Here is a 15,182-nt window from a genome sequence, read left to right as displayed (position 1 = left end):
ACGAAATTATTTATGAAATTGAAGAATATTTTAATTAGGATAATGGCTATAGTAGCTGTTGTTTTTACCTTTTTGTCTTGTAACGATGATTTTGATTCTGTTGGTAGTGAAGTTATCGGAGATGTTAATTTTGAGGACAAGCAATACTCTGCAGTGCCAATAGCATACAGTAAAAAATTCGAAAGAGTACGTACAAGTGGTTTAGGGATTGATCAACAAGGGACTGCACATTCTAATTTGTTAGGAGTTTATAATGATCCTATATATGGGCAATCGGTGTATAGTATTTTGTCGCAGATTCAACCGTCAAAGTTAAACCCTGCTTTTGGAACCAATGCAGTGTTAGACAGTGTTATTTTTAGCTTGCCATATTTTAGTACTGCAACAGGTACAACATCGGTTCAAGTAGATAATGTTACAGAGACAGCAACTACCTATAGGTTAGATTCGATTTATGGAAACCAACCTATTAAACTTTCGTTGTATAAATCTAATTACTTTTTAAGAGATTTTGATCCTGAATCTAATGAAAGACAAGTATATTACTCTGATGATGTTGAAACTAATTTTGGAACAGAAGTAGAGCAAACATTGCTATATACTAATAACAATCTTGTTCCTTCTGCTGAAGAAATTATTGTAACAACCGAAACCGTTACCAACGGGGAGACTACGACCAAAAGAGAAAGACTAACTCCTAGATTACGAGTTGAGTTTCCAGATGATATAAAAACACTGTTTTCAACATTGTTTTTGGATAAAGCAGGTAGTGTAGAGCTGAGCAATTTAAACAATTTCAGAAATTATTTTAGAGGAATTTATATTAAAGCAGAACCTATAAATAATAATGGAAATTTAATATACCTTAATACTAGAGATGCGCAGATAACCCTTCATTACAGTTTTGATGAAACTTCAAATGATGTCACTACGCGTAAAGATGATAAATTGGATTTAAATTTTGCTAATACTTTTATAAATTCTATTACCACCGAATTGGATGGAACTCTAAATGATAATTCGCCTATCGCAGACGAATTGAAAGAGGAAAATCAGGATACAATAAATGGAGAAAGTAATTTATACCTAAAAGGAGGTGATGGTTCATATGCAGTAATCGATTTATTTGGAGGCAATGTCACCAATGAAAATGGCGAAGAAGAAAATGAACTTAGTTTCTTAAAGAGGCAAGATTGGTTGGTTAATGATGCAAGCCTAAAATTCTATATTAATCAAAATGAAGTAACAGGAGGGGATACAGAGCCCGAAAGAATCTTTATATTTAATATGGAGACAGGAACAGTGCTTCTTGATTATTTGTTGGATGGTAGTATTGATAGAGATATTCCTCTGGTTTCTGGTATTAACCACTTGGGAAGAATTAGTCGTGATTCTGATAAGAATGGAGAATTTTATAAAATAAGAATAACACAGTATATCCTAAACGTTTTAAAAGGTGAAATTGAAAATGCTAAACTAGGATTGTCAGTATCTCAAAATGTAAACATAATAACAAGCGCAATAGGCGATACCCCTACAACTAAAAATGAGATAATTCCCTCCTCATCAATAGTTTCCCACGAAGGAACAATTCTCTATGGAAATGGAGTAAATGTTCCTGAATCAAAACGTTTAAAACTTGATATTTTTTATACATCGTCAAAGGAAAACTAACAATATTTTAAAAACTTAAATCATGTGCGGAATTGTAGGGTACATAGGGCATAGAGAAGCCTATCCAATTGTTTTAAAAGGCTTAAAAAGATTAGAGTACAGAGGCTATGACTCTGCAGGGATTGCTCTTTACGATGGAAAAGACATTAAATTGTCTAAAACCAAAGGAAAAGTAGCAGATCTGGAAAAGAGATTACTAAAAGAAATTCCTACAAAAGGAACAATAGGAATAGGACATACCAGATGGGCAACACACGGAGTTCCTAATGATGTGAATTCACATCCACATTATTCTAACTCGGGTAATCTGGTAATCATTCATAACGGAATCATAGAAAATTATGATGCTCTCCGTAAAGAATTGATTAATCGAGGATATACATTTACCTCAGAAACTGATACAGAAGTATTAGTAAATCTTATAGAGGATGTAAAGACTAAAGAAAATGTAAAACTGGGTAAAGCAGTTCAGATTGCTCTAAATCAAACTGTAGGTGCGTATGCAATTGCTGTTTTTGATAAGCAAAAACCAGATGAGATCGTTGTAGCGAGATTGGGTAGTCCGCTAGCTATCGGCGTGGGTGAAGATGAGTTTTTTATAGCCTCTGATGCATCTCCTTTTATAGAATATACAAATAATGCAATTTACCTCGAAGATGGTGAAATGGCAGTTGTAAGAAGAAATAAGGGGGTCAAAGTAAGGAATATTAAAGATGATAAGCCAGTAGATCCATATTTGCAAGAGCTGCAAATTAACCTGGAGCAAATAGAAAAAGGAGGATATGATCATTTTATGCTCAAAGAAATTTATGAGCAGCCTAATGCGATTAGCGATACCTATAGAGGTAGAATGCGAGTTGCAGAAGGGATTATAAAAATGGCAGGTATTGATGATAATCTTGCTAAACTATTAAATGCAAAACGCATCATTGTTATTGCTTGTGGTACCTCATGGCACGCTGGTTTGGTGGCAGAATATATTTTTGAGGAATTAGTTCGTATACCTGTCGAAGTAGAATATGCATCAGAGTTCAGGTATCGAAACCCAGTAATTCATCAGGATGATGTTGTAATAGCAATATCACAAAGTGGTGAAACGGCAGATACAATGGCAGCAATTAAGCTAGCTAAAGAAAATGGAGCTTTTGTTTTTGGAGTTTGTAACGTGGTTGGGTCCTCGATCTCGAGAGAGACTCATGCAGGGGCTTATACTCATGCAGGACCAGAAATAGGGGTTGCTTCTACAAAAGCATTTACTACTCAAATAACAGTACTATCTTTAATAGCATTAAAACTGGCAGAGAGAAAAGGAACAATTTCTAATAGCGATTTTCATTATTATTTACAAGAATTAGAGAGAATTCCAGAAAAAGTTAAAAAGACTTTAGAATCTAATGACCATATTAAGTTTATTGCAGATACATATAAAGATGCAAAAAACTTCCTGTATTTAGGTAGAGGATATAATTTTCCTGTTGCTTTGGAAGGAGCATTAAAATTAAAAGAGATATCGTATATACATGCAGAAGGGTATCCGGCAGCAGAAATGAAACATGGGCCAATAGCATTAATTGATGAACAAATGCCAGTTGTTGTAATAGCAACCAAAAAAGGGCACTATGATAAAGTGGTAAGTAATATTCAGGAAATTAAATCCAGAAAAGGAAAGATTATCGGAATTGTTACAGAGGGAGACGTTACTGTGAAAGAACTTGCTGATCATGTTATAGAAATACCAGAAACAGAAGAATTTTTAACACCTCTTCTTACAACAATACCTTTGCAATTATTATCATATTATATTGCTGTAATGTTGGATAAAAATGTAGATCAACCAAGAAATCTTGCAAAGTCTGTAACTGTAGAATAACGAGTTCTCTTATATAGAGATTGATTAAAATATAGTAACCCTATCTGAAAAATTTCGGATAGGGTTTTTAGCTTTTATTAGAACTTTTAATAGTGATAGGATAACAAATAGAAATCACGAAATGATAATAATGTTGTAGAATGGTTTTTTTAATAATGAAATCACAAAGGTTTGGCAGTTTTATTGAAAGATTATTAAAAAAACGTATATTGTTGTCATAACTATTAAAACTTAGGGGCATGAAAAAAATTACATTAGTAATAATGATGATGGTATGCATTATTGCTACTGCACAAACAACAATTAGTGGAAAAGTTGTTGATGATGGTAACCAACCTATTCCTGGAGCCAATATTGCATTAAAAAACTCTTCTTCGGGAACAGTAACAGATTTTGACGGTATTTTTACTTTAACGGTTCAGGAATCGCTTCCTTTTACAATAATAGCGAGTTCTGTAGGGTTCGAATCCTCATCAATAGATATATCTTCACAAACGACAGATTTGACTATTATATTAAACGAAGGTACAGAACTAGATGAAGTAGTCATTTCGGCTTCCAGAACTCCAGAACGTATCTTCGAATCACCAGTGAGTGTTGAACGTTTCGGAATTAAAGAAATTAAAAACACACCTTCAGTAGATTTTTATGATGGATTAGAAAACCTTAAAGGAGTTGATGTCAATACTAACAGTTTAACGTTTAAATCGATTAACACAAGAGGATTTGCAACATTTGCAAATACTCGTTTTGTGCAATTGGTAGATGGGATGGATAATACTGCACCAGCTCTTAATTTTGTATTAGGAAATCTGTTGGGAATGACAGAATTAGATGTTAATAGTGTAGAACTATTGCCAGGAGCATCTTCTGCATTGTATGGTGCAAATGCTTTTAACGGAATTCTGTTTATGACGAGTAAAAATCCATTTGACCATCATGGAATTAGTGCATATTTTAAAGGCGGAATTACTTCACAAGAAGCCGCAGGAGATAATGAGTTTTATGATTACGGAATCAGGGTTGCGCATAAGTTTTCTGAGAAATTCGCGGCAAAAGCAAATTTTTCGTACCTGAGAGGTACAGATTGGTTTGCAACCAGCACTGTTAATGTTTTAGACCCGACTACAGATAGGTCAGACCCCAATTATGATGGTCTTAATATATATGGTGATGATTTTGGAATCAATATAAGAGGTGTGGGAGAAGCACTTGTAAATAGGGGGATTTTACCAGCAGGAGCCGAAAACCTACTGCCAGATGAGAGCGTTAGTAGAACAGGATATGATGAGCAAGATTTAAATGCTAATAAAGCAGAAAGTATAAAATTCGATGCAGCACTGCATTATAGACCATTTGCTAATGATTTTGAAGTTATTTATAACGGAAAAATAGGTAGAGGAACTACAATTTACCAAGGAGCAAATCGATATTCAATTCGTAATTTTTTCTTGCAGCAGCACAAATTAGAATTTAAGAATAATAACTTTTTTGTTAGAGGGTATTTAACAGATGAAAGTGCAGGAGATTCTTATGATATAAGATTTACCGGAATTAATATTAATAGAAAATGGAAAGACGATCAAACTTGGTTTGGTGAATATGCAGGTGCTTTTGTCCAGGCAACATTAGCTGGCCAATTACCAGAACAGGCTCATCTTATTGCAAGGCAAACAGCAGATACGGGTCGTCTCATACCAGGAACACCAGGGTTTGAACAAGCTTTTGAAACGGTAACCAATGACCCGAACCTATTAACCGGATCAAAATTTCAAGATGCTTCTCAATTAAAACACGTGGATGTTAATTATAATTTAAGTCATTTTACTGGCGATTTCGCAGATATTCAGATAGGAGGATCATTTAGAGAGTATAAACTGAATTCTTCAGGCACAATCTTTACAGATTTTGACGGACCTATTAGATATTCTGAATATGGAGCATATACACAAATTCAGAAAAAATTTGCAGATGAAAGAGTAAAAGTAACAGGATCTGTGCGATATGATAAATCTGAATTGTTTGATGGCAATTTATCGCCTAGGTTGTCTATTGGGTATACCTTAGGTAGTGAAAGAAATCATAATATTCGTGCCTCTGTACAAACAGGATTTAGAAATCCAACAACACAGGATTTGTATATTGGCCTTGATGTAGGACGTGCAATATTGGTTGGATCGGCTAAAGATAATTTAGACAGAGATATAAGATCATTTGATGACTTAAGTGGAGCAGGTGAAACTATTGTAGGATCTGATACGGTTACAATAACAGGTAGAGCAGCTTATGAAAATTCGTTTTCGGCAAGTTCAGTAACAAATGGAGCACCAGAAGCCTCTGGTTCAACACTTGTAGAGCCAGAAAAAATTTCTGCTTTCGAAGTTGGGTATCGGGGTAAAATAAAGAAATTTATTATTGATCTAAGCGGGTATTATAACCAGTATACAGATTTTATATCAACCGAAAATGTGATAGTGCCATTATACGGTCAGGTAGGAGATGGAACATTATCACTTCTAGCATTGCAGAATGATGATTTTAAAGTGTATCAGGCGTATACGAATTCAGATGTAGATATAAAATCTTTTGGAGCTACGATTGGTGTGAATACCAGAATTCCAGGAGATTTTGATTTAGGCGTAAACTATACCTATGCAGAACAAGATTTTGATAAAGATAAAGACCCTGATTTCATGACTAATTTTAATACTCCAAAACATAAGGTAAAAGCTACGTTTGGGCATACAAATTTGTTTGAAAATTTTGGATTTAACGTGAGTTATCGTTGGAGTGATGGTTACTTCTGGGAAGCATCATTTGGAAATGGAGATATACCATCTTTCTCGGTTATCGATGCCCAGATAAATTATAAAATCCCAAAATTGAAAACTACTCTTAAAGTTGGTGCGACTAACATTGGAGGAGATGAATACTTCACGGCATTTGGAACTGGATTTATTGGATCCCAGTATTACATAGGCTTGTCAATAAATAATTTGTAAGCAACGATTAAAAAACAATAAAAAAAGAACAGATGAATACTCAATATAAATGGTTAATACTCCTGTTGATTTTTGGATGTATTTCTTGCGAATCTGATGATGATGCTTCTACCACAGCTGAAGAAGTAGTAATTACCTCTGGGAATGCGGATTTTTCAAAATATGTTTCCTTAGGAAATTCTCTGGCTGCCGGGTTTACCGATGGCGCCTTGTTTATTGCTGGACAGGAGAACTCAATGCCTAATATTTTGGCGAAGCAATTTGCCATGGCAGGAGGAGGAGAATTTACTCAACCTTTAATGAATGATAATATCGGGGGGGCTTTAATAGGAGGAACTCCAACTTTAAACCCAAGGTTTTATTTTTATAGTGATCCTAATCCTGATCCACCTAATGAGTCAGGGCCACGATTATTAGGAACTACACCAGGTGATGATACTCCCGAGTTACCTACGACAGAAATAACAAATGTAATATCAGGACCTTTTAATAATATGGGGATTCCTGGAGCTAAGAGCTTTCATTTACCTGCAGCAGGATATGGTAATGCAGCGGGATTACCAAATTTGGCTAATCCTTATTTTGTAAGAATTGCTTCTGGTCCTACTGCATCAGTACTTGGAGATGCTATGGCTCAGAATCCAACATTTTTCTCGTTGTGGATCGGCAATAACGATGTGCTGGGGTATGCTTTATCCGGAGGAGATGGTACAGACCCAATCACAGATGAAACTACATTTACGCAGGCTTATAATGCGTTAGTCACCACGTTAACTTCTGGTGGAGCAAAAGGAGTAGCGTTTAATATTCCTGATGTAACATCGATACCACATTTTACAACTGTACCTTATAACCCTGTTCCTTTAGACGCTGCGACAGCAGGAGCAGTTAACCAGGGATATGCGGCCTATAATGCAGGATTGTTACAAATAGAAGGCCTTGGAGGAATTGATGAGGCAGAAAGAAAAGCCAGAACAATAGAATTTGCAGCAGGACAAAATGCAGTAGTAATCGAAGATGAAAGTTTAACAAATCTAACCGGATCTGGTTTGCCAAATTACAGACATGCTACTGCAGAAGATTTGTTGATATTGCCAAGTTCTTCTTTTATAGGTACTACAGTTGGAGGGAATCCATTATTAATAAATGGGGTTTCAGTTCCTTTGGAAGATAAATGGGTATTAATACCAACAGAACAACAAGAGATATCTGCTGCAACTACTACATTTAATACCATAATAAGTACATCAATACAGCAAGCAGGTTTAGCATTTGTAGATGCAAATACAATCCTTAAAGAAGCTTCAGAAAGCGGAGTAATGTTTGATGATTTTTTGTTGCAAGGAAATTTAGTTTTTGGTGGCGCTTTTTCTTTGGATGGAGTACACCCTACTGCTAGAGGCTATGCTTTTTTAGCAAATAAAGCAATGGAATCTATAAATACTACATATGGTTCTAATTTACCTATGGTGAAAGCGGTGGATTACCCAACTTTTTATTCGCCTTTGTTAAAATAGATCATAAATTCTAAAATAATAAAACCCACTGTAGATATCCTAAAGTGGGTTTTTTATGCTGTTTGCTGAATAGAATGAGAATTGTAATTTCTTTCTATTAATTGAAAATATAAGGATAGTAAAAAAGATATAATTATATACCCTAAAACAACAAATGTAGCTCCTTGAAAAATTGTATCAATATTAAACCAACTGCCATAGTAAAGTATAAAGTACAATCCCATTGCAAGTTTAATACACTCTGCAAACAAAGAAATTATATGTCGATCCATTAGAGAGGTATAAGCAAATATTGATACCGCCAGAAAGATAGAGTAATTTATAATTTGAATAAACTCCAGATCGCCAACGCTAATCAATAAATAATACATAAGTGTTACTGTGGTTATGAGCTGAATCCAGGACCACAATTTTAAGACCAATGAACTTTCAGTTTTGTATTTTTGTCTGGAATAAGGATTAGTAATGAGCTGTATGGGATATTTTTCTTTTACATCCTCTGGCCGCCATCCCGTAGGCATAAACCATATCCTGATTTTATCAAACCAATTTTGGGTTCTCCATGCATCTTTTATTATTCCCCACAGGTGCATAAAATTGATAAAGAAAGGATTCCAGGTGTTTACAGGCTTTTTTACGCCATAAATCGGTGGTTTGTCTGGTAATTCTTCTTGAAAAGTTCCAAAAAGTTTATCCCAAAAAATAAATATTTCAGAATAATTTTTATCCAGATATTCATCATTAATAGCATGATGAACCCTATGGTGAGAAGGAGTGACAATGATATGTTCTAAAATCCCCATTTTGTTGATCAATCGGGTATGATACCAGAATTGAGCAAAGAAATGGATAGGAGCAACAAATGCAACTATACTTGCTGGTATCCCAACTAATGCTAATGGAATGTAAAGAAAAAAATAAATAGCAACTATTGCAGATACATTTTGCCGTAAAGCACATGCTAGATTAAATTCTTCACTACTGTGATGTATAATATGCCGGTTCCAGAATAAATTTATTGTATGATTAAAGCGATGAGACCAATAGCCAACAAAATCTAAGCCGATAAAGGTTAAAATGTATATCAAAATTGTAGATTTAATTTCTATTAAAGCCAGATGTTCAACCATCCACTCATAGCTTAAAATAATAACAGTAAGGCCTATCAAGCTTTTGAGTGTGTTTGTGATACCCGAACTAATACTCGAAATTGTATCCATACCTTCATTAACCGGTATTTTTCTCCATCTACTTATTAAATATTCAATAAGTATGAGTACAATAAAGCCCGGTATTGCATAGCTTAATGCGGTTGCATAAGTTTCCATTTAACTAGTTTTATCTAAAAATAAGGAAAATATTTATTTCGAAAAATTAATTCAATCAAACAATTCGAAGCTGCCATATAACCATAAAAAAAGAGATGTCATGGGAGTTGAAAAAAGAAGTAAAGTGCTACTTGAAAAAAACTAAAGAAATTGAGTTATTTTTTTCATTTTAAAAGACTATATTTGCAGCCTGAAAAAAGCTAGTATTCAGTATGGTTGAGTACTTGATTTTTTTAACATAGTTAAATACTAAACATTAAATAGTTATATAATGTCTAAAGTTACGGGTAAAGTATCTCAAATTGTAGGTCCGGTTATCGATGTAGAATTCGCAGCTGGTACTGAATTACCAAAAATTTATGATTCGTTAGAAATTAACAAAACAGACGGTAGTATACTAGTGTTAGAGGTTCAGTCTCACATTGGTGAAGATACTGTGCGTACTATTGCAATGGATTCTAGTGATGGATTGAGTAGAGGGATTGAAGTAGTTGCAACAGGAGCTCCTATCCAAATGCCAATAGGTGGTGACGTATATGGACGTCTATTTAATGTAATTGGGGATGCGATTGATGGTCTTGGAGATCTTCCAAAAGCAGGAAAAGCAGGACTTTCGATTCACCGTCAAGCTCCTAAATTTGAAGATTTATCAACTTCTACAGAGGTTTTATTTACTGGGATTAAAGTAATCGATCTTATTGAGCCTTATGCAAAAGGAGGTAAGATTGGATTATTTGGTGGTGCCGGTGTAGGTAAAACAGTACTTATTCAGGAGTTGATTAATAATATTGCAAAAGGACATGGTGGTCTTTCTGTATTTGCAGGAGTTGGAGAAAGAACACGTGAGGGGAATGACCTTCTTCGTGAAATGTTAGAATCTGGAATTATCAAATACGGTGATGATTTTATGCACTCTATGGAAAATGGAGGATGGGATCTTTCTAAAGTAGATAAAGAGGTAATGAAAGAATCTAAAGCTACTTTCGTATTCGGACAAATGAATGAGCCTCCAGGAGCACGTGCACGTGTAGCACTATCTGGTCTTACTATAGCAGAATATTTCCGTGATGGAGCTGGAGATGGACAAGGGAAAGATGTACTTTTCTTCGTAGATAATATCTTCCGTTTTACACAAGCAGGTTCTGAAGTATCAGCACTTCTGGGACGTATGCCATCAGCGGTAGGTTACCAACCTACATTAGCAACAGAAATGGGTGTGATGCAGGAACGTATTACTTCTACAAAGAAAGGATCGATTACATCTGTACAGGCAGTTTATGTACCTGCAGATGACCTTACCGATCCTGCACCAGCAACAACATTTGCTCACTTAGATGCAACAACAGTATTATCACGTAAAATTGCAGAGCTTGGTATCTATCCAGCGGTAGATCCACTAGATTCTACTTCAAGAATCCTTTCGGCAGACATTCTTGGTGATGAGCATTATAATTGTGCACAACGAGTAAAAGAGCTATTACAACGCTATAAAGAATTACAGGATATTATTGCTATCCTTGGTATGGAAGAATTATCTGAAGAAGATAAGTTAGCTGTAGGACGTGCGCGTCGTGTACAACGTTTCTTATCTCAACCATTCCATGTAGCAGAACAATTTACTGGTATCCCAGGATGCTTAGTAGATATTAAAGATACCATTAAGGCATTTACAATGATTATGGATGGTGAATTAGATCACCTGCCAGAAGCAGCATTTAACCTTAAAGGAACAATCGAAGAAGCTATAGAAGCTGGTGAAAAAATGTTAGCAGAGGCATAAATTAGTAGTGAGAAGTTAGTAATTGAGTAGTGAGATTAGTTTCTTTCTCATTATAGTCTAAATACTAATTACTCAATACTCAATACTTAAAAATATGTATTTAGAAATAGTAACTCCAGAAGCAATATTATTTAGTGGTGAAGTAACTTCGGTTGCTGTACCAGGAATAGATGGAGAGTTTCAGATGTTAGATAATCACGCACCTATTGTTTCTTTGCTAGGAAAAGGAGATGTAAAAGTGTATGGTGAGATGAATCTAGAAGAAGAAGTTGCCGATAAATTCACAAAAGGTGGAAATGGAGCAACACTACTTTCTATTACCTCAGGAACTATCGAAATGAAAGATAATAAAGTTATTGTACTTGCAGATTAGTTAGATTAATACGATAATTAATTATTAATAGTATATATGAATCCCTGTTACATCTAGATGTAACAGGGATTTTTTATTTAAAACCTCAAGGAATTATAAAAAGAAGTGCTAATATTATGTTTAGAATTTGAATTATCTAATAAAATAAATAAGACTGCCTGTCTAAATAGCTGGTTTTTAGATAAAATTATGTTAAACAGCCTTTTTTAGTAAAAAGGTTTTATACTTTTCCAGAGCATATATAATCACTCTAATTATTAAAACCTTACATATGATTCAAAGACTGATCACCTTTGTAGTTATACTAAGCACCTCATTGATTTCTGCCCAGAAAAAAACATTGACTCATGCTGACTACGATTTATGGAAAAATATTACTGATGTTAAAATATCAGATAAAGGGAAATTAATTGTATCTACTATTGAAACCAATACCAAAAGAGGAGATGGCTATATAGAGATATATAATACTCAAAATAAAACTAAATTTAAGTACCCTAATGGGTACGATACTTCAATATCCTTAGATGAGAGCTATGTAGTTTTTAAGAAAAGACCTAAATATCAACTCACCAGAAAAGAAAAGAAGGAAGAAATAAAAAAGGAAAATAGAACTAAAGATGTATTGTTTGTCTACGATGTGAAAAATAATACTATTTATGATTCTATCTTAAGGGTGAAAAAATATAAAATGCCCAAAAAACAAGATGGTTGGTTGGTTGTTGAAAATTTTAAAAAAGTAAAAAAGAAGGAAAAAGGAAAGAAAAAGGCAAACTCTGAGCAAAAAACGGATAGTATAGATAAAAATGCTCCAATGGCGTTTAAACAGAATTATGCATTGGTTTATAATTTAAAAACAAAACAGAAAGATACAATTCATCAAATAAAAGATTTTATTCTACCCGAGAAAGGCAAGACATTTTATTATACTTTGAAAAATAAAAAGGATAAACAAAAAGATATCGGAGTCTACGAGTATCACTTAACATCTGGAGCAAAAGTTGCTATTGATACTACAAAATATATTTATGATAAGCTGGCAGTATATAAAGATGGAAATCAATTTGTTTATCTATCTGCCGTTGATTCTACAGCAATAGACTCCTTAAAGTTTGAATTGTATTATTATAAAAATAAGGAGCTACAAAAGCTTGTAAATACCCCAGATAAGAACCTTAGAGAAAACTGGGAATTGAGTAAAGATCAGACACCTTTTTTCTCTGATAATGGGGATAGGTTATATTTTTATTCAAAACCAAAAGTAGTGTACTCAAAAGATACTACATTATTAAAAGATGAAATACCACAGGTAGATGTTTGGAATTGGCAGGATAAATTGATTCAGCCAGAACAGAAATCAAAATCTGAACAGCTTAATAAAAAAGCATTTTTGTCTTATTATAATACCAAATCTAGCCAGTACATTCACATTCAGGATCAGACAATCGAAACTCTTAATTTTGATAAAAATAAGCAACAACAATATATAGTAGGGTCAACAACATCTCCATATGATGTAATGCGTTCATGGGATTATCCATGGACAAAAGATTATTATGTGATTAATACCAATACGGGAAATAAACATTTGATTCTTAAAAACAAAGGAAGGCAACCTATTCTTTCTCCAGATGGGCAATATGCATTGCATTATGATATGAAAGAAAAACATTGGTTTTCGATTGATTTATCGGCTATAAAAAAAACAAACCTTACCAAAGAGTTGGATGTAGCATTTTATGATGAAGATGATGATCACCCTTCATTACCTTCTCCTTATGGTTTTGGGGGATTTGATTCGAAAGGAAACGCATTGATTTATGATAAATTTGATATTTGGCGAGTTTCTCTTTCTGGAAAAGAAAAACCAAAGAATCTTACACAAAATGGAAGGAAAAACAATGTTGAATACAGAACAAAAATGTTGGATCCTGAACAAAAAAACAAAGCAACATATAGTGATAAAGAATTATTGATTACCAGTTTTGATAAGATAACAAAAACTTCTGGATTGTATACTTTACGAAAAGGAAAATTGATAGAAAAAATCAGGCCGTCAGAGTTTCGTATCAACTCCTATCGAAAGGCAAAGAATGCCGAGGTGTATAGCTATAGAAAACAAAACTTTACTACATTTTCTGATCTTTATGTATCAACAAATACATTTCAAAACTCACATAGAATAACAGCAGTAAATCCACATCAAAAAGATTTTAAGTGGGGAACTTCAGAATTGTTTTCCTGGAAAACATATGATGGTAAAAAACTAGAGGGAATTATTTATAAACCCGAAGATTTTGATCCTTCCAAACAATACCCTTTGATCACTTATTTTTATGAAAAACGATCTGATAGCTATCGTAATTATCATATACCTAGACCCAGTGCTTCTATTGTAAACCCTTCATATTTGGTAAGTAATGATTATATCATGTTTGTTCCCGATATTGTATATGATGAAGGTAAACCTGGAGCCAGTGCATACAATTGTATAGTCTCTGGAGTAGAAGCCTTAGAAGAATTAGGATATATAGATAGAGATAATATAGGAATACAAGGGCAAAGCTGGGGAGGATATCAGGTGGCATATTTGGTAACTGTTACTAACAAGTTTAAAGCAGCGATGGCGGGCGCACCAGTGAGTAATATGACTTCTGCTTATGGTGGAATCAGATGGAAATCGGGATTGAGCAGAGCATTTCAATACGAAAGAACACAAAGTAGATTAGGTAAAAACTTATGGGATGGATTTGATCTTTATATTGAAAATTCACCACTTTTTGGTATCCCTAAAATAGAAACTCCATTGCTAATGATGCATAATGACAATGATGGAGCAGTACCTTATTATCAAGGTATAGAAATGTTTATGGGAATGCGTAGATTACAAAAACCAGTATGGTTACTGGTGTATAATGAAGAAGCTCATAATTTGAAAAAAGTGAAAAACAGGCAGGACCTTTCTATCAGAATGATGCAATTTTTTGATTATTATTTAAAAGGAGAGCCTGCCCCTAAATGGATGACCAAAGGGGTTCCTAGAATACAAAAAGGAAAAGACTTGGGGTATGGTTTAGAGAATACAAGAGCATCAAGTATTACGCCCAGTTCCAATGAATAAGATGCCATTCTGTACCATCAGATTCATGAGTGATTAATGTTTTAAAACCGATGGCATAATGCGCTTGTAAAGAACGCAAATTATTTGATGCTACTTCGGTGATTAGGAGATTATATTTGTCTTGTAATTCGGTTTTCATGGTTTGATACAGACCTCTAAAAATCCCTTGTTTACGATAGGCTTTATCAATACATACCTGTCCCATTATTACATAGGATATAGAAGAATCTAAGTGATTTTCGATTATAGAAAACATGGGCTTTAGTAGTTCTATATCCTCTTTAAAATCTTTTAGCATACACAATGCATACCCAACTACTTTATCACCATCTTTAGCAATGATATGAGGTTGTTTGCTATTCATTTTTCTTAGAATATCAAGATCATGTTGTACAGAAACAAAACCCTCTGCTTCTTTTTCTGTTTGAGAAATTGAAACAGGTAGGTTATTACGCTGAAGCACTAAAATCTGCTGTAATTCTGTCTCAGAACTAATAACAGTATAAGTTATATTCAT

9 protein-coding genes are annotated in these 15,182 nt (G+C 34.1%); 7 read left to right on the top strand and 2 right to left on the bottom strand.

What is annotated here, in order from left to right:
* Positions 1-12: 12 nt before the first annotated feature.
* From AAFU52_RS07290 to AAFU52_RS07275, 4 genes are all read left to right on the top strand, one after another.
* Positions 13-1,674 (top strand): DUF4270 domain-containing protein, encoded by a 1,662-nt coding sequence (locus AAFU52_RS07290; RefSeq protein ID WP_084050026.1) that lies wholly within the window; start codon positions 13-15, stop codon positions 1,672-1,674.
* A gap of 22 nt (positions 1,675-1,696) precedes the next feature.
* Positions 1,697-3,544: a glutamine--fructose-6-phosphate transaminase (isomerizing) gene (gene glmS, locus AAFU52_RS07285; protein WP_024768326.1), complete on the top strand. Its 1,848-nt coding sequence runs from the start codon at positions 1,697-1,699 to the stop codon at positions 3,542-3,544.
* A 239-nt stretch (positions 3,545-3,783) separates the two neighbouring features.
* Positions 3,784-6,546, top strand: a complete 2,763-nt coding sequence (locus tag AAFU52_RS07280) for a TonB-dependent receptor (RefSeq protein ID WP_438425971.1) — start codon at positions 3,784-3,786, stop codon at positions 6,544-6,546.
* Positions 6,547-6,578: 32 nt separating this feature from the next.
* Positions 6,579-8,063 carry a G-D-S-L family lipolytic protein gene (locus AAFU52_RS07275; protein WP_438425970.1) on the top strand — a complete coding sequence of 495 codons (1,485 nt, stop codon included), beginning with the start codon at positions 6,579-6,581 and terminating at the stop codon, positions 8,061-8,063.
* A gap of 53 nt (positions 8,064-8,116) precedes the next feature.
* Here AAFU52_RS07275 and AAFU52_RS07270 read toward each other — a convergent pair whose 3' ends face one another.
* Entirely contained in the window at positions 8,117-9,391 is a 1,275-nt protein-coding gene (locus tag AAFU52_RS07270; protein WP_024768323.1) for a sterol desaturase family protein, read from the bottom strand.
* A 271-nt stretch (positions 9,392-9,662) separates the two neighbouring features.
* Here AAFU52_RS07270 and atpD point away from each other — a divergent pair, with 271 nt between their 5' ends.
* From atpD to AAFU52_RS07255, 3 genes are all read left to right on the top strand, one after another.
* Positions 9,663-11,171 (top strand): F0F1 ATP synthase subunit beta, encoded by a 1,509-nt coding sequence (gene atpD, locus AAFU52_RS07265; RefSeq protein WP_024768322.1) that lies wholly within the window; start codon positions 9,663-9,665, stop codon positions 11,169-11,171.
* Positions 11,172-11,265: 94 nt separating this feature from the next.
* Positions 11,266-11,544, top strand: coding sequence for a F0F1 ATP synthase subunit epsilon (locus AAFU52_RS07260; protein WP_106790997.1), 279 nt, complete (start codon positions 11,266-11,268; stop codon positions 11,542-11,544).
* Positions 11,545-11,815: 271 nt separating this feature from the next.
* A complete protein-coding gene (locus AAFU52_RS07255) occupies positions 11,816-14,665 on the top strand; it encodes an alpha/beta hydrolase family protein (RefSeq protein ID WP_438425968.1) in 2,850 nt (949 codons plus the stop codon).
* Here the strand turns inward: AAFU52_RS07255 and AAFU52_RS07250 are convergent.
* Positions 14,643-15,182, bottom strand: coding sequence for a GNAT family N-acetyltransferase (locus AAFU52_RS07250; RefSeq protein ID WP_438425967.1), 540 nt, complete (start codon positions 15,180-15,182; stop codon positions 14,643-14,645). The genes AAFU52_RS07255 and AAFU52_RS07250 overlap by 23 nt on opposite strands.

This window comes from Aquimarina macrocephali (genome assembly GCF_051627225.1).
Taxonomy (GTDB): Bacteria; Bacteroidota; Bacteroidia; order Flavobacteriales; family Flavobacteriaceae; genus Aquimarina; species Aquimarina macrocephali.
The sequence above is the reverse complement of the archived record's forward strand: the minus strand, read 5'-3'. Positions and strand labels throughout refer to the sequence as shown.

Bases quoted from the DNA above. Each gene is read 5' to 3' on its own strand.
- AAFU52_RS07280 (WP_438425971.1), top strand. From the start codon at position 3,784: ATGAAAAAAATTACATTAGTAATAATGATGATGGTATGCATTATTGCT.
- AAFU52_RS07260 (WP_106790997.1), top strand. From the start codon at position 11,266: ATGTATTTAGAAATAGTAACTCCAGAAGCAATATTATTTAGTGGTGAA.
- AAFU52_RS07250 (WP_438425967.1), bottom strand. From the start codon at position 15,182: ATGAATATAACTTATACTGTTATTAGTTCTGAGACAGAATTACAGCAG.
- atpD (WP_024768322.1), top strand. From the start codon at position 9,663: ATGTCTAAAGTTACGGGTAAAGTATCTCAAATTGTAGGTCCGGTTATC.
- AAFU52_RS07290 (WP_084050026.1), top strand. From the start codon at position 13: ATGAAATTGAAGAATATTTTAATTAGGATAATGGCTATAGTAGCTGTT.
- glmS (WP_024768326.1), top strand. From the start codon at position 1,697: ATGTGCGGAATTGTAGGGTACATAGGGCATAGAGAAGCCTATCCAATT.
- AAFU52_RS07270 (WP_024768323.1), bottom strand. From the start codon at position 9,391: ATGGAAACTTATGCAACCGCATTAAGCTATGCAATACCGGGCTTTATT.
- AAFU52_RS07275 (WP_438425970.1), top strand. From the start codon at position 6,579: ATGAATACTCAATATAAATGGTTAATACTCCTGTTGATTTTTGGATGT.
- AAFU52_RS07255 (WP_438425968.1), top strand. From the start codon at position 11,816: ATGATTCAAAGACTGATCACCTTTGTAGTTATACTAAGCACCTCATTG.